Source organism: Micromonospora haikouensis (assembly GCF_000876225.1).
Lineage (GTDB): Bacteria > Actinomycetota > Actinomycetes > Mycobacteriales > Micromonosporaceae > Micromonospora > Micromonospora haikouensis.
This window is the reverse complement of record NZ_JXSX01000001.1, coordinates 2790125-2805122: the sequence shown is the minus strand read 5'-3', so window position 1 is coordinate 2805122 and position 14998 is coordinate 2790125. Positions and strand designations below refer to the sequence as shown.

Here is a 14998-nt window from a genome sequence, read left to right as displayed (position 1 = left end):
CGGCTCAGTCGCGTTCGATCTGGTGGCCGACCACCGTGGGGCCCAGCATCACGGCGAAGCCGCTGCCGTCGCGGCGCGGATCCGCCGGAGGCAGCTCCACGGGGTCGCCGGTCGCCGTCGCGCCGACCGGCCGGGGGCCGACCCACGCCACCACCAGATCCGTCTCGCCCTTGAGGAACCGCTGCGCGCGCACCCCGCCGGTCGCCCGCCCCTTCGCCGGGTACGCCCCGAACGGCGTCACCTTCACCGTCGCCCCGGTGGACGTCACCACCATCGGCTCGCCGTGGGCCGGATCGTCCTCCCGGACCGCGCCGAAGAAGACCACCCGCGCCCCCGCCGGCAGGTTGATGCCGGCCATGCCGCCGCCCTTCGTCCCCTGCGGACGCACCGCCGACGCCGGGAAACGCAGCAGCGACGCCTCGGAGGAGACGAACGCCAACGTCTCCGCCCCGTCGGCCAGCCAGGTCGCCCCGACCACCTCGTCGCCCTCGCGCAGCCCGATCACCTCGAACTCGTCGGAGCGGACCGGCCAGTCCGGGGCGCACACCTTCACCACGCCCTGCCGCGTGCCCAGCGCCAGCCCCGGCGAGCCCTCCCCGGTCGCGCCCAACGGCGCCAGCCCCACCACCGACTCCCCCGGCTCCAGCGGCACCAGCTCGGCGGCGGACATGCCGCCGCGCAGCGACACCGTGCCGGCCTGCTCCGGCAGCACCGGCAGCGGCAGAACGTCGATCTTGAACGCCCGGCCGGCGCTGGTCACCAGCAGCACCCGGCCCCGGGCCGTGGAGTGCACCAGCGCGCGTACGGCGTCGTGCTTGACCCGACCGCTGCGCCGACGCCCCTCGGATGCCTCCTCCGACTCGGCCGCGGTGCGGGCCACGAGCCCGGTGGCCGAGAGGATCACCTGGCACGGGTCGTCGGCCACCTCGAGGGGACCGGCCGGCGCGGACGCGGCCAGCACCTCCTTCAGGTCCCCGTCGACCAGGGTGGTGCGCCGCTCGGTGCCGAACTTCTTCACCACGGCGGCCAGCTCGTCGGAGACGACCTTCCGCAGCACCTTCTCGTCGTCGAGGATCGTGGAGAGCTGCGCGATCTCCTTGCGCAGCTGCTCCTGCTCGGCCTCCAGCTCGATCCGGTCGAACTTCGTCAGCCGGCGCAGCGGGGTGTCCAGGATGTAACTGGCCTGGATGTCCGAGAGCTTGAACTGGCGCATCAGGCCGTCCTTGGCGGCCTGGGCGTCGTCGCTGCCCCGGATCAGCCGGACCACCTTGTCGATGTCGAGCAGGGCGATCAGCAGGCCGTCGACCAGGTGCAGCCGCTCCTGCCGCTTGCGCCGCCGGTAGGCGCTGCGCCGGGTCACCACGTCGTAGCGGTGCCGCAGGAAGACCTCCAGCAGCGCCTTCAGCCCCAGCGTCTGCGGCTGCCCGTCGACCAGGACCAGGTTGTTGACGCCGAACGACTGCTCCAGCGGGGTCAGCCGGTAGAGGTCGGCCAGCAACGCCTGCGGGTTGACCCCCACCTTGCACTCGATGACCAGGCGGGTGCCGTTCTCGCGGTCGGTGAGGTCCTTGACGTCGGCGATGCCCGTGAGCCGCTTGGTCTTGTTGACCTCGTTGGTGATCGCGGCGATGACCTTCTCGGCGCCCACGCCGTAGGGCAGCTCGACCACGGTGATCGCCTGCCGGCCCCGGCTGCCCTCCAGCGGGCCGATCTCCACCCGCCCGCGCATCCGCACCACGCCGCGCCCCGTCTCGTACGCCCGGCGCACCTCGTCGAGGCCGAGCAGCACGCCGCCGGTGGGCAGGTCGGGGCCGGGGACGAACTCCATCAGCTTGTCCAGGTCGGCGTCCGGGTGGTTGATCAGCCACCGGGCGGCGGAGACGACCTCGGCCAGGTTGTGCGGGATCATGTTGGTGGCCATCCCGACCGCGATCCCGGACGCGCCGTTGACCAGCAGGTTGGGGAACGCCGCCGGCAGCACCGTCGGCTGCGTGAGCGAGCCGTCGTAGTTGGGCTCGACGTCGACCGTGTCCTCGCCCAGCTCGCCGACCAGCAGCATCGCCTCGTGCGACATCCGCGCTTCCGTGTAGCGCGCCGCTGCCGGGCCGTCGTCTGGGCTCCCAAAATTTCCATGCCCGTCGATGAGCGGGACGTTCAGCGAGAAGTCCTGGGCGAGCCGGACCATCGCGTCGTAGATCGCGGTGTCGCCGTGCGGGTGGTAGCGGCCCATCACGTCGCCGACCACCCGGGCCGACTTCACGTGCGCCCGGTCGGGCCGGTGCCCCGCCTCGTGCATCGAGTAGAGGATGCGCCGGTGCACCGGCTTGAGGCCGTCGCGGGCGTCCGGCAGGGCGCGGGAGTGGATGACCGAGAACGCGTACTCCAGGTAGGAGTCGGAGACCTCGGTGACCAGCGGGTTGTCGAAGACCCGCGCGCCGGCCTGGTCGAAGGCGGCCAGGTCCGCCCGGGGACCGGTGTTCTTACGGCGTGCCATGGTTCAGCTCTCTCCTCGGCGGGCCCCGGTCGGGCGGCGGTCGTCCCGGCGGGCCGGGCCGGGGCGGGGGCGGGTGGTGGTCGTCATGCGTCGATCGCGTCCCGGTCGACCCGGTCGGCGGACTCGATCAGCCAGTTGCGGCGCGGCTCGACCTTCTCCCCCATCAGCAGCTCCAGGATCCGCTCGGCGGCGTCGACGTCGTCGAGGGTGATCCGGCGCACCGCCCGGGTCGCCGGGTTCATCGTGGTGTCCCACAGCTCGTCGGCGTCCATCTCGCCGAGGCCCTTGAACCGGGGGATCGGGGTGACGATCTGCTTGCCGGCCTTCTCCAGCTTGCGGACCGTCGCCTCCATCTCCGCCTGGGTGTACGTGTAGATCGTCTGCGGGTTGCGCCCCTTGGTGGTGATCTTGTGCAGGGGCGGCATCGCGGCGTAGAGCCGGCCGGCCTCGATCAGCGGGCGCATGTACCTGGCGAACAGGGTGATCAGCAGGGTGCGGATGTGCGCACCGTCCACGTCGGCGTCGGCCATAATCAGCACCCGGCCGTACCGCATGGACGACAGGTCGAAGGTGCGGCCGGAGCCGGCGCCGAGCACCTGGACGATCGCGGCGCACTCGGCGTTGTCCAGCACCTGCTGGAGGTTGGCCTTCTGCACGTTGAGGATCTTGCCGCGGATCGGGAGAAGCGCCTGGTATTCGGCAGATCGGGCAAGTCGCCCCGTCCCCAAGGCGCTGTCGCCCTCCACGATGAACAACTCACTCCTGTCGATGCCTGCGGCGCGGCAGTCGACCAGTTTCGGCGGCATCGACGCGCCCTCCAGGGCGGTCTTGCGGCGGGCCGCGTCCTTCTGCTGCTTCTGGGTGAGCCGGACCCGGGCCGCGTCGACGATCTTCTGGAGCACCGTGCGGGCCTCGGCCTTGGTGCGGCGGTCCTCCAGCCACGCCTTGACGTGCGCCTCCACCAGGCCCTGGAGCACCTTCGTGATGCCGGCGGTGGACAGCTCGTCCTTGGTCTGCGAGGTGAACTGCGGCTCGGGGATGCGCACGTGCACCACGGCCGTCATGCCCTCCAGGACGTCGTCCAGGGTGGGCGCGTCCTCCTTGGGCCGCAGCAGACCCCGGGCGGAGCGGGCCGCCTCGGCGAGGGTGCGGGCCAGGGCCCGCTCGAAGCCCTTGCGGTGGGTGCCGCCGTGGGCGTTGCGGATGGTGTTGGTGAAGCACTCGACGGTGCGGTCGTAGCCGGTGCCCCAGCGGAACGCGATCTCGACCTCGGCCCGGCGCTGCACGTTGGACTGCATGACGCCGTTGGCGTCGGCGGCGTTCTCCCGGTAGGTGCCCTCACCGGCGACCAGCAGCGTGCCGGAGACCGGCCGGTCGCCCGCCGGGGCGAGGAACTCGACCATGTCGGTGAGGCCGTTGGGGAAGTGGAAGGTCTCCTCGGCCGGCTCCTCGCCGGTCTCGTCGCGCAGCAGGTAACTCACGCCGGGGACCAGGAACGCGGTGTTGCGCACCTTGAGCCGGACGGCCTCGACGTCGAGCGTGGCGCCGGTCTCGAAGTAGCGGGCGTCGTGCCAGTAGCGGATCGAGGTGCCGGTGCGCTGGCCGCGCTTCATCGCGCCGAGGACCTGGAGGCCGGGGCCGGGGGTGAAGGCGGCGTCGGGGCCGGGGCCGGCGAAGACGCCGGGCACGCCGTGCCGGAACGACATGGCGTGCACCTTGCCGCCGCGGCGCACGGTGACGTCGAAGCGCCGGGAGAGGGCGTTGACGGCGGACGCGCCGACGCCGTGCAGGCCGCCGGAGGTCTTGTAGCCGGAGCCGCCGAACTTGCCGCCGGCGTGCAGCCGGGTGAGCACCAGCTCGACGCCGGAGATGCCGGACTTGGCGTGCACGTCGGTGGGGATGCCCCGGCCGTCGTCGTCGACCTGCACCGAGCCGTCGGCGTGCAGGATCACCTCGACGCGCGTGGCGTGACCGGCGACACCCTCGTCGGTGGAGTTGTCGAGGATCTCGTTGACGAGGTGACCCACGCCACGGCTGTCGGTCGAGCCGATGTACATGCCGGGGCGCTTGCGGACGGCGTCCAGCCCCTCGAGGTGCGTCAGGTCGTCGGCCCCGTAGAGCGTCTCAGGCTGTGCGGTCAACTGGTCGTACTCCCAGGTCTCGGCGGTGGTGGTGCCGCTCACCGGCTCGATCACCTCGCGCGGCGCGCCGCAGCGAGCCTAACGGGCAGGTGGGACAGGACGCCGGCACCCCGCACCTCGGGCCGCGCCGCCTGCGGCGCGGACGCTCGGGCGGCGGGCCCGTGAGCGCCCCGACACCGGGGGTCAACGCCGTCGGGTCCGCGGTTCATCCCGCTCCCCGACGGTACGCCGGCCGCCCGTCGGCCCTCGGCCGGCGAACCCCTGATCCGGTCACCGGTCGTTGACGCCCGTCACGCGCCCGTGATGTGATCACCGTCTCGTAGAAACTTTCATATTTCCATGGATGGATGGAGGACGCGCATGTCCGTGTTCCGTCGTACCGCGCTCGCGGCGGTGCTGACCGTCGCGGCGGCGGCGCTGTCGACCGCCGTCGCGCCAGCCGCACCGGCGGCGGCCGGCCTCCCCACCGCGGCCGTGGCGCTCGGCGACAGCTTCATCAGCGGCGAGGGGGCCGGGTCGTACTCCCCGGTCGTGGACGTCAACGGCGTCAGCCAGGGCTTCCCCGGCTGGGACGCGCCGAACAGCAACGCGTACTTCTGCCACCGCTCGCCCAACGCGTCGCTGTTCCAGGCCGACCTGCCGGGCATCACCGACCGGTTCAACCTGGCCTGCTCGGGCGGCCAGCCGTACGACATCGCCGGGGCCTCGGTCAACCGGGCCAAGGGCCGGTCGGTCGCCTCGCAGCTCGACCAGCTCCGCGCGGTCGCCCGGACCCACGACATCGACCTGGTGCTGGTCGGCCTCGGCTCGAACAACAGCTCGTTCACCTTCGGCAGCGTGGCGGAGAAGTGCGCCAACCGGTTCATCGCCGACGCGTGGACGGGCTGGTGGGAGTTCTGGGCGTACCTGGGCGGGCCGGTGCCGCAGGAGCCGTGCAGCGACGCCGACCTGGCCACCTCGGCGCAGTTCAGCGCGGCCACGGCGGAGACCACGGCCGCCGTACGGCAGCTGCTGGCCACCCTCGACCAGGTCGACGCCGACGGCCAGCACCGGGTCGTGTTCCAGGACTACACCAACCCGCTGCCGTTCGACCTGGCCTCGAACTACTGGGAGGAGGACGGCCGGGAAGACGACCGGGACAAGTTCCGTGACCTGGGCGCGGAGCGGTACGCGGCCGGCTGCCCGATCCACCGCGCGAGCCTGGCGCCCGGGCACCGCTTCTCCACCGGCCTGGGCACGCTGGTCCGGTCGGTGCGCGACAGCCTGGCCGCCGAGTTCCCGGCCGACGACCTGGTCTACCTGAACGTGCAGCGGGCGTTCGACGGCGCCCGGCTGTGCGAGCAGCCGACCAGCCCGTCGGGTGCGCTCGCCACGCCGATCCGGCTGATGGACGGCCCGAGCGGCAGCTTCGTGACCAGCCTCTCGGGCAAGGACAAGATCGACATTCAGCGGATCGCCAACACCTGCGTTTCGTACTTCCAGACCTGCCAGGAGTCGTGGCACCCGAACGTGGCCGGGCACAAGGCGCTGGGGCGCTGCCTGACCGGCGCGGCCGTCGCCGCCAACCGGGCGGTCGCCTGCGTCCGCGCGGCCGACGGCACGATCACCGTCAGCTGAGGCGTTAGGAAGGGCCCCTTGTTGACGCTTTCTGGTGCACAGGGGGCCCTTCCTAGCCGTCGCTAACCACGGCGGGCGGCGCCGAGGACGTGCGGGGAGGCCGGCATCGGCACCGGCGTGTCGGGGAAGTGGAACCGGTGCAGGTCGGTCAGCGTGAAGCCGGCCGCCTCGATCGCGGCGACGGTGTCCCGCCCCGTGTGGCAGCCGCCGCAGACCAGCGGCCAGCAGGTGGCATCGACGAGGCGCTGCGCCCGCCGCAGCGGGCCGGGCCGTTCGGCGCGTACGTGCTCGAAGAAGCGCAGCTGCCCACCGGGGCGCAGCACCCGGTGGGCCTCGCGCAGCGCGGCGGCCTGGTCCGGCACCGAGCAGAGCACCAGGGAGAACACGACGGCGTCGGCGTGGCCGTCGGCGACGGGCAGCGCATCGGCCAGCCCGGCCGCCACGGTGACCGGCACCGGCGCGGTGGTGGCGGCGTCCCGCGCGGCCCGGCGCAGCCGGGGTTCCGGCTCGACGGCGAGCACGGCGGCGACCGTCGGCGGGTAGTGCGCGAAGGCGCGCCCGTTGCCGGCGCCCACCTCGACCACCCGGCCGTGCAGGCCGGCCGCGGTCCGGCTGCGGTGCGCGCCGACCCCGGCCCGGTCCATCACGTCGGTGGCCCGGCGGTAGAGCCGGGCGAAGACCGGACGGGAGACCCCGGACATCGCATCCCCCTCTCGCTCGTTCGAGCCTAGCCCGGGTCGCGGGCGGGCCGCTCAGAGCGGCACGGCGGCCGGCGGCGGGGTCGGCCGGGGGCCGAGGGTGAGCAGCAGCGGGCCCGCCGGTCCGTCGACCAGGTCGGCCAGCCGCGTCTCGTCGAGTACGGCGAGGAACGCGGCCTGCGCGCGGCGCAACTGCCCGCGCAGCCGGCAGTCCACCGCCAGCGGGCAGGCCGGCTGCTCGCAGGAGACCACCTCGTCGTCGCCCTCGAACGCGCGGACGACGGCGCCCACGGTGAGCTGACCGGCCGCCTCGGCGATGGCCACCCCACCCGAGCGGCCCCGGATGGTCACCAGCACCCCGAGGCGTTGCAACCGCTGGACGACCTTGGCGACGTGGCTGCGGGGCAGCTCGAGCCGCTCGGCGAGCTCGTCCACCGTCGTGCGCGCCGGCGTGACGGCGGCCAGCATGGCGATGCGCAGCGCCATGTCGGTGGACCGGTTGAGCTTCACGCACCGACCCTAGCCAGCGGATCCGTCTTGCGGCACGGGCCGGAAGGCCGGTGCCCGCTGTGATCCGGACGACCCCCGACCCGGGACCTTCGACCCTGAAGAGGAATCTCCGATTCCTGTTTATTGGGCACATCGGGAGCCCGGCGGACGAGGCCGGCCCAACCGCAGGAGGAAGCGTGCTCACGGAATCTTCGGCAGCAGTGGTACGGGCGACCCTGCCCGCGGTGCAGGCGCACGGCGCGGCGATCACCGGCCGGTTCTACCAGCGGATGTTCGCCGCCCATCCGGAGCTGCTGGACCTGTTCAACCGGGGCAACCAGGCCACCGGGGCGCAGCAGGCCGCGCTGGCCGCCGCCGTCGTCGCGTACGCGGAGCACCTGGTCGGCCTCAGCGACGTGCCGTGGGGGCCGATCCTGGACCGGATCGCGCACAAGCACGCCTCGCTCGGCATCACCCCGGCCCAGTACACCATCGTGGGGCGGCACCTGCTCGCCGCCGTCGGCGAGGTGCTCGGGGACGCGGTCACCCCGGAGGTCGTCGCGGCGTGGGACGAGACGTACTGGCTGCTGGCCTGCGAGCTGGTGGCCCGGGAGGCGCGGCTCTACCAGGGCGCGGGGGTCGCCGAGGGCGGGTCGGTCTGGCGGGCCTGGCGGGTGGTCGAACGGATCCGGGAGACCGCGGACGTGGTCTCCTTCGGCCTGGCGCCGGCCGACGGCGGCGACGTGCCCGGCTTCGTCCCCGGCCAGTACGTCTCCGTCGCGGTCGACCTCGACGGCGGCCGGGGTCAGCAGATCCGGCAGTACAGCCTCTCCGGCCGCCCGGGGGCGGCGCGCTGGCGGATCACCGTCAAGCGGGTACGCGGCGTGGCCGGCGCGCCCGACGGGATGGTCTCCACCTTCCTGCACGACCGGGTCGCCGTGGGCGACACACTGCGGCTGAGCCCACCGTTCGGTGAGGTCAGCGCGGTGGCCGGGGACGGGCCGCTGGTGCTGGTCAGCGCCGGCATCGGGCTCACCCCGGCGATGTCCGCGCTGGAGCACCTGGCGGTCACCGCGCCGCAGCGGCCGGTGACGCTGGTGCACGCCGACCGGGCCGGCACCGCGCACGCGCTGCGCGACGAGCTGCCCCGGCTGCACCACGCCCTGCCCAACCTGCGGACCGCGCTCTGGTACGAGGACCCGGACGGGGCCGACGGCTTGCTCACCGAGCTGCCCGTGCGGGTCACCCCGGGGCGGGTCGACCCGGAGCTGATCCCGCTCGCCGCCGACGCCCACGTGCACCTGTGCGGGCCGCTGCCGTTCATGAACCAGGTCCGGGGCGGCCTGCTGCGCCGGGGCTTCCCGAGCGACCGGATCGCCTACGAGGTGTTCGGCCCCGGCATGCTCCGCGACGCGGAGTAGGGCGGAGAAGTCGGCGGTCCGCCGGTTAGGCGCCGGGGGCGAGGGTAGGGACTCTGCCATGCGCATCGCGATGATCTCGGAGCACGCCAGCCCGCTCGCCGTGCTCGGGGAGCAGGGCGCCGGAGGGCAGGGCGCCGGAGACGGGGCCACCGGCGGGGAGGGCGCCGGCGGGCAGCACGTCCACGTGGCGGAGCTGGCCGCCGAGCTGGTCGGCCAGGGCCACGACGTGCGCGTCTACACCCGCCGCGACTCCCCCGCCCTGCCCGACGCGGTGCCCACCGGCGACGGCTACCAGGTGTGGCACGTGCCGGCGGGCCCGGCCCGCCGGCTGCCCTCGGCCGAGCTGCTGCCGCACCTGGGCGAGTTCGGCCGGTGGCTGGCCGGCCAGTGGCGCGACGGCGGCTGGCTGCCCGACGTCGCGCACGCCCACTTCTGGACGAGCGGGCTGGCCACCGTGCACGCGGGACGTCGCGCCGGGGTTCCGGTGGTGCTGACGTACCACGCGCTGGGCGCGGCGGCGGCCCGGCGGCAGCGGGACCCCCGGCACGCCGGCCCACCGGGGCGGCTCGGCTACGAGCGCGCCCTCGGCCGGGCGGTGGACCGGGTGGTCGTGCAGTCCCAGGAGGAGGTCGGCGAGCTGGTCCGCCTCGGCGTTCCCCGGTCCCGGATGGCGCTGGTCCCGGCCGGGGTCAACGAGCGGATCTTCCGCCCGGACGGCCCGGTCGCCCCGCGCGACCCGGCCCGCCCGCGCGTGCTCACCGTCGGGCGGCTGGCGGAGCGCATGGGCCTCCAGGAGGTCGTCCGGGCGATGCCGGCCGTGCCGGACGCCGAGTGCGTGATCGTCGGCGGCCCGCCGGTGGGGCTGCTGCCCGCCGACGGCTTCGCCCGCCGGCTGACCGCGCTCGCCGAGTCGTGCGGGGTGGCCGACCGGGTCCGGCTGGTCGGTGCGGTCCCCCGCGCGGAGCTGGCCGCCTGGTACCGCTCGGCGGACGTGCTGGTCGCCGCACCCTGGCACGAGCCGTTCGGGCTGACCCCGCTGGAGGGCATGGCCTGCGGGGTGCCGGTGGTCGGCACCGACGTGGGCGGCATCGCCGACACCGTCGTCGACGGGCTCACCGGCGACCTGGTGCCGCCGCGCGACCCGCGCGCGCTGGGCGTGGCGATCCGCCGGCTGCTCGCCGACAACGTGCGCCGCTTCGCGTACGCGACGGCGGCGCTGGACCGGATCCGCAGCCGGTACTCCTGGCGGCGCTGCGCCGAGCAGCTCAGCGCCGTGTACGCGTCGGTGGGCGCCGCCGCCCGGCCGGCACCGGCGATGGCCTGACGGGACCGCACCACCCACCCTGGCTACCCGCCGGTAGCTTACGGCCGTAGGCTGGGCCGGTGAGCGCGCCCGGGGAGTACACGCAGGAGTACGTCGACGTCGACGGGGCCCGGCTCGGGGTGCAGGTGTACCCCGAGCCCGACGGGGCCCCCGGCGCCCCGGTCGTGGTGATCTGGCCCGCCATGGGGGTGCGCGCCCGCTACTACCGCCCCTTCGCCGCGCACCTGCGGGCCGCCGGCCTCGCCGTGGTCGTCGCCGACCTGCGCGGGAGCGGGGAGAGCACGCCCGCGCCGAGCCGCGCCTGCCGGTACGGCTACGCCGAGCTGGCCGCCGACGTGGGCGCGGTGCTGGCGGCGCTGAAGCCGCGGCTGGACGGCCGGCCCACGATCCTGCTCGGGCACTCCCTCGGCGGCCAGGCCGCCCTGCTGCACCTGGCCCTGCACGGCACCGGCGCGGTGGACGGGCTGGCCCTGGTCGCCGTCGGCGTCCCCTACTGGCGCACCTATCCGGGCCCACGCCGGTTCGGGGTCCTGCCGTACACCCAGGGGATCGCCGCCACCGCCCGGCTGCTCGGCGTCTGGCCCGGCTGGGGGTTCGGCGGCCGGCAGGCGCGCGGGGTGATCCGGGACTGGGCGCACACCGCGCGCACCGGCCGCTTCCCCGCCCTGGACGGGGTGGACGTCGAGGCGGCGCTGCGCACGCTGGACGTCCCGGTCCTCGCGGTGAGCGTCGACGACGACCAGTACACCCCGCACGGCACGGTGGACCACCTCTGCGGCAAGCTCACCGCGGCCACCGTCGTGCGCGAGCGCCTCACGGCGGCGCGGGCGGGCGCCCCGCTGGACCACTTCACCTGGGTACGCGCCAGCGGGCCGGTCGCCGTCCGGGTGGCGGCGTGGGCGGCCGACCTGCCGGGGGCGTGACATCGGGTTCCGCCCCGGTGCGTACTCGCGCGATCGGCGGGTATGCCGCTGCGCCCGTACGGTGGAAGGGGATCAGATGTCCGAACGACACACCGCCCTGCGCTCGATGCACGACCTCGGCCTCGCCGCCTGGTTCGGCGGCTCGCTGATGGGGGCGCTCGGCGTCAACGGCGCGGCGGCACAGATCGACGACTCGACCCAGCGGCTCCCGGTGGCCTCCGCCGGATGGTCCCGGTGGACGCCGGTCAACGCGGCGGCGATCGGGGCCCACCTGGCCGGCGCGGTCGGCGAACTGGCGACCGAGAGCCCCCGCATGCTCGCCCAGTCCGGGGTGGGCCGGATGAGCGCCGTGAAGACGGCCCTCACGGTCGGCGCGCTGGCGGTCACCGGCTACAGCCGGCTGCTCGGCATGCGGCTGCAACGGGCCGGCGGCCCCTCGGTCGAGGGGATCACCGAACCGAACCCGCAGACGCCGGCCGACGTGGCCTCCTACCAGCGGCAGATGCGGCTGCTCCAGTGGACCATTCCCGCGCTCACCGGCGCGCTGGTGGTGGTCACCGCCTACATGAGCGAGCAGCAGAAGCCCGGCCAGGTGTTCCGCGGGATGATCGGCCGGGTCGGCGGGCTGGCGAGCGCGCCGAAGACGATCGGCAAGGTGGCCGCGATGGGCGCGGCCAAGCGCCAGATGGCCATGTCCGGCCGCTGACCGTCCGCCGCGCGCCGCTCCTGCCCCGCCGCAGCACGGGCGAGGCATGGGCGGCGCGCGGGCGGGCAACCGGTGCCCGTACCGCACACAGACCAGCGAGGTGGCCATGGCCAGCAGGGACGCATCGACGCCCGGCGGGGACCGGGGCGGACCCGGGTCCGCCGGCCCGTGGGGCAGCACCGACGGCTTCGACGCCGACCCGCCCTGGGGCGCCGGGGAGGACTCCCCGACGAACGAGGGCAGCGAGGAGACCGCCGTGCCGCGCGGAGGGCTCGGCGAGCGGCGGGCCGGCGAGCCGGCCGCACCCACGCCACCGGCGGGCCGGCACGGGTTCGGCCCGGTCGAGGAGCGGCCGGCGGTCCCGGCGGGCCCGGGCGCACCGCCCGACCCCGCGCCGTCGGGGCGCACCTTCCCCGACGACAGCGCCGACGGTGACCTCCCGGACAACGCCCTGGAGGAGACGACCGGCATGCACCCGGAGGGGATCAGCCGCCGCGGCTGACCCCGGTGGGCGCGAGGGCCGCCCGGCCGAGGAGTTCGGCCAGCCGGGCGGCGTCGCGCTGGGCCTGGTCGCCGCAGCAGTTGTTGAACAACACGTGCAGCTCGTCGACGCCGTCGGCCAGCCCGGTCAGCAGCTCCGCCCAGGTGCGCAGCTCCCGCTCGCCGTAGGCGTACCGGAACTTGTCCTGCTTGTCGCCGCTCTCCCACGCCGCGCTGTGGCCGTGGAACCGGACCACGGCCGGGTTCGCGGTGGCGACCAGGATCGGCGGCACCGACGAGGCGAACCCCTGCGGCATGTCCACGCAGACGAAGGAGAGGTCGTGCTCGCGCAGGAGGGTCAACGTGCGCAGCGCGGTGGCCTCGTCGGCGAACCAGGAGCCGTGCCGCAGCTCGACGCTCACCCGCCAGGGGCGCAGCCGCCCGGCGGTCTCGACGATGCGCCGCTCGGCGGCGGCGCTGCGCGCCAGCCACGGTGGAAACTGCAACAGCACCGCGCCGAGCCGGTCGGCCGCCGCGATCGGCTCCAGCGCCGCGCGGAACCGGCTCCACAGCTCGTCGTACGCCCCGGCGGGCAGGTCCCGGCGGCGCACGCGCGACGGGCCGCCGGCCGGGCGCAGGTCCCGGGGCAGCACCGAGACCGGCGTCGGGTGGCCGGTGAAGAGGCTGAACGCCTTGACGTCGAAGGTGAAGCCGGGCGGGGTGGCGGCCACCCAGCCGGCGGTGGTCTCCGGCACGGGCACCGCGTAGTACGAGGTGTCCACCTCGACCAGCCCGAACCGTTCGGCATAGAAGCCGAGGCGGCCGGCGGGGGTGTTGACGGCACGCGGATACCACCCGGAGCGCAGCAGCATCTGGTCGGCCCACGAGGACGTGCCCACCCTGATCTCACCCATGTGGATCAGTGGACCGCGCCCCGGGCGGATCGGCAACCGGAGCGGCGGCCGCCGCCCGGAGGGCCGGGCGCGGCGGAAGTGTCGGTGGGTCTGCATAGGTTGGTCGGGACGTGACCAGGAAGGACGGTGGCATGACCAGTCCCGAGCAGCTCCGCACCGGCGAGCGGGCCGACCTGTTGCAGGCCCTGCGCCAGCAGCGCGCGTTCCTGCGCAGGACCGTGGACGGCCTCACCGACGAGCAGGCCGCGCTGCGCAGCACCGTCAGCGAGCTCTGCCTCGGCGGCCTGATCAAACACGTCGCCCTCACCGAGCAGACGTGGCTGCGGTTCGCCGTGCACGGCGCCGAGGCGATGCGGGCCGGCCAGGATGACTGGGCCGACGGCTTCCGGATGGGCGACGACAGCCTGGCCACCCTGCTCGACCGCTACGCCCGGGTGGCCTCGGCGACCGACGAGCTGGTCGCCACGCTCGACCTGGACGCGGCCCACCCGTTGCCCGCCGCCCCCTGGTTCGAGCCCGGGGCGAGCTGGTCGGTGCGCCGGGTGCTGCTGCACGTGATCGCCGAGACGTCCCAGCACGCCGGGCACGCCGACATCCTCCGTGAGGCCATCGACGGCGCGAAGACGATGGGCTGAGCTGGTCCGTTCCGGTGGCGATGTGACACCCGCGCGCCCGATGGCGCTGAGGGACACGAGATGAACGCACACCGGATGGACCAGGAGACCGTCGAGCGTCTGCTCGCCAGCTCCGTCGGCGGCCCCGTCGCCGGCTCCGTCGGCAGCCCCCGGGGCGGCCCGGAGCCGCTGGTCCGGCTCCTGGCGGCGGTCCGCACCGCCCCCCGCCCCGACGAGCTACGCGGCGAGGGAGCGGCCCTGCACGCCTACCGCCTGGCCCGCGCCGGTGCGACCGCGCCGGTCCCCGCGGCCCGCACCCGGCCCTCGCTCCTCGCCGGCCTGTTGAGCGCGAAGGCCGCGCTCGCGGCCCTGGCCATCGCCGCGACCGGCGGGGTCGCGCTCGCCGCCACCCACGGCGCGCTGCCCCAGCCGCTGGGTGGGGCGGGCGAGCCGGCAGGGGCACCGGCGAACGGGCAGGCCGCGCCGAGCGGGTCGGCGGGGCGGACGGCCGGCTCGCCCGGGGGGATCCGCGATCCCCGGGTCCCGCCGGCCCCACTGGTCGTGCTCTGCCACCGGCTGCGCGCCGAGGCCACGGCGGACCACGCCCTGGCCGAGCCCCGCTACGCGGACCTGGTCTCCGCCGCCGGCGGCCGGGACCGCGTGCTGAGCTGGTGCGCCGAGGCGCTCGCGGCGTCCGGCCCGGCCGCCCCGACGCCGACCCCGATGCCCACGCCCACGCCCACGCCGACGGGCCGGTCGGGCGGCGACGGCGGGCCGGACAGGCGGCCCGGCCGGTCCCCGGCCACCCCCTCGCTGCCGGTGGGGCCGCCGCCGGGGATCCCGGCGTCGCCGGGGAACCCGTCACTGCCGACAGCCCCGTCGGTCCCGGTGACCCCGTCGGGTCCGGCGATCCCGCCGGCACCGGGAGCCCCGTCGGCACCGGCAGGCCGACCGGTCCCGGCCGACCCGTCCGCGTCCTTGCCCACCGCCCGCTGACCGCGGCTGGGCTAGGGCCGGGGGCGGGCCAGGGATGGGCCAGGGCCGGGGGCGGGCCGGGGCGAGGCCGGGGATGGGCCAGGGCCGGACAGCTGCCTCCCAGGTGATCGCTGACACGGTCGGCCGTGCTGCCTCCGCGCCCGGCACCCGTCATTCACCCGTTACGTAGAGCGACGCGCCA

At 75.1% G+C, this 14998-nt stretch carries 13 protein-coding genes; 8 read left to right on the top strand and 5 right to left on the bottom strand.

All coding sequences use genetic code 11. The features are described from left to right. Positions 1-4: 4 nt before the first annotated feature. Positions 5-2494, bottom strand: coding sequence for a DNA gyrase/topoisomerase IV subunit A (locus TK50_RS11610; protein ID WP_043962749.1), 2490 nt, complete (start codon positions 2492-2494; stop codon positions 5-7). 83 nt (positions 2495-2577) lie between these two features. Then, complete coding sequence (locus tag TK50_RS11605) at positions 2578-4677, bottom strand: DNA gyrase/topoisomerase IV subunit B (protein WP_199486003.1); 2100 nt, start codon at positions 4675-4677, stop codon at positions 2578-2580. Between the two features lie 318 nt (positions 4678-4995). On the opposite strand from TK50_RS11605, the gene TK50_RS11600 reads away from it, so the two are divergent. Then, positions 4996-6252, top strand: a complete 1257-nt coding sequence (locus TK50_RS11600) for an SGNH/GDSL hydrolase family protein (RefSeq protein WP_043962748.1) — start codon at positions 4996-4998, stop codon at positions 6250-6252. 62 nt (positions 6253-6314) lie between these two features. Here TK50_RS11600 and TK50_RS11595 read toward each other — a convergent pair whose 3' ends face one another. Together TK50_RS11595 and TK50_RS11590 are read right to left on the bottom strand one after the other, a co-directional pair. After that, a complete protein-coding gene (locus tag TK50_RS11595) occupies positions 6315-6953 on the bottom strand; it encodes a class I SAM-dependent methyltransferase (protein ID WP_043962747.1) in 639 nt (212 codons plus the stop codon). Positions 6954-7004: 51 nt separating this feature from the next. After that, entirely contained in the window at positions 7005-7460 is a 456-nt protein-coding gene (locus TK50_RS11590; protein ID WP_043962746.1) for an RrF2 family transcriptional regulator, read from the bottom strand. 176 nt (positions 7461-7636) lie between these two features. Here TK50_RS11590 and TK50_RS11585 point away from each other — a divergent pair, with 176 nt between their 5' ends. The 5 genes from TK50_RS11585 (at position 7637) to TK50_RS11565 (ending at position 12315) form a co-directional block, all read left to right on the top strand. Next, positions 7637-8860, top strand: coding sequence for a globin domain-containing protein (locus tag TK50_RS11585; RefSeq protein WP_043962745.1), 1224 nt, complete (start codon positions 7637-7639; stop codon positions 8858-8860). Between the two features lie 58 nt (positions 8861-8918). Then, positions 8919-10184, top strand: coding sequence for a glycosyltransferase (locus TK50_RS11580; protein WP_043962744.1), 1266 nt, complete (start codon positions 8919-8921; stop codon positions 10182-10184). 59 nt (positions 10185-10243) lie between these two features. Further along, complete coding sequence (locus tag TK50_RS11575) at positions 10244-11107, top strand: alpha/beta hydrolase family protein (protein ID WP_043962743.1); 864 nt, start codon at positions 10244-10246, stop codon at positions 11105-11107. A gap of 76 nt (positions 11108-11183) precedes the next feature. Continuing rightward, on the top strand, positions 11184-11813 hold the full coding sequence (locus tag TK50_RS11570) for a hypothetical protein (RefSeq protein WP_043962742.1): 630 nt from the start codon (positions 11184-11186) through the stop codon (positions 11811-11813). 106 nt (positions 11814-11919) lie between these two features. Then, a complete protein-coding gene (locus TK50_RS11565; protein ID WP_043964310.1) occupies positions 11920-12315 on the top strand; it encodes a hypothetical protein in 396 nt (131 codons plus the stop codon). Here the strand turns inward: TK50_RS11565 and TK50_RS11560 are convergent. Then, on the bottom strand, positions 12299-13207 hold the full coding sequence (locus TK50_RS11560; protein WP_043962741.1) for a DUF72 domain-containing protein: 909 nt from the start codon (positions 13205-13207) through the stop codon (positions 12299-12301). The genes TK50_RS11565 and TK50_RS11560 overlap by 17 nt on opposite strands. 131 nt (positions 13208-13338) lie before the next feature. On the opposite strand from TK50_RS11560, the gene TK50_RS11555 reads away from it, so the two are divergent. Beyond that, entirely contained in the window at positions 13339-13842 is a 504-nt protein-coding gene (locus tag TK50_RS11555; RefSeq protein ID WP_043962739.1) for a DinB family protein, read from the top strand. 60 nt (positions 13843-13902) lie between these two features. Further along, positions 13903-14817 (top strand): hypothetical protein, encoded by a 915-nt coding sequence (locus tag TK50_RS32145; RefSeq protein ID WP_144420213.1) that lies wholly within the window; start codon positions 13903-13905, stop codon positions 14815-14817. The last annotated feature ends 181 nt before the right edge of the window (positions 14818-14998 follow it).

Bases quoted from the DNA above. Each gene is read 5' to 3' on its own strand.
- TK50_RS11595 (WP_043962747.1), bottom strand. From the start codon at position 6,953: ATGTCCGGGGTCTCCCGTCCGGTCTTCGCCCGGCTCTACCGCCGGGCC.
- TK50_RS11580 (WP_043962744.1), top strand. From the start codon at position 8,919: ATGCGCATCGCGATGATCTCGGAGCACGCCAGCCCGCTCGCCGTGCTC.
- TK50_RS11600 (WP_043962748.1), top strand. From the start codon at position 4,996: ATGTCCGTGTTCCGTCGTACCGCGCTCGCGGCGGTGCTGACCGTCGCG.
- TK50_RS11555 (WP_043962739.1), top strand. From the start codon at position 13,339: ATGACCAGTCCCGAGCAGCTCCGCACCGGCGAGCGGGCCGACCTGTTG.
- TK50_RS11565 (WP_043964310.1), top strand. From the start codon at position 11,920: ATGGCCAGCAGGGACGCATCGACGCCCGGCGGGGACCGGGGCGGACCC.
- TK50_RS11570 (WP_043962742.1), top strand. From the start codon at position 11,184: ATGTCCGAACGACACACCGCCCTGCGCTCGATGCACGACCTCGGCCTC.
- TK50_RS32145 (WP_144420213.1), top strand. From the start codon at position 13,903: ATGAACGCACACCGGATGGACCAGGAGACCGTCGAGCGTCTGCTCGCC.
- TK50_RS11610 (WP_043962749.1), bottom strand. From the start codon at position 2,494: ATGGCACGCCGTAAGAACACCGGTCCCCGGGCGGACCTGGCCGCCTTC.
- TK50_RS11560 (WP_043962741.1), bottom strand. From the start codon at position 13,207: ATGGGTGAGATCAGGGTGGGCACGTCCTCGTGGGCCGACCAGATGCTG.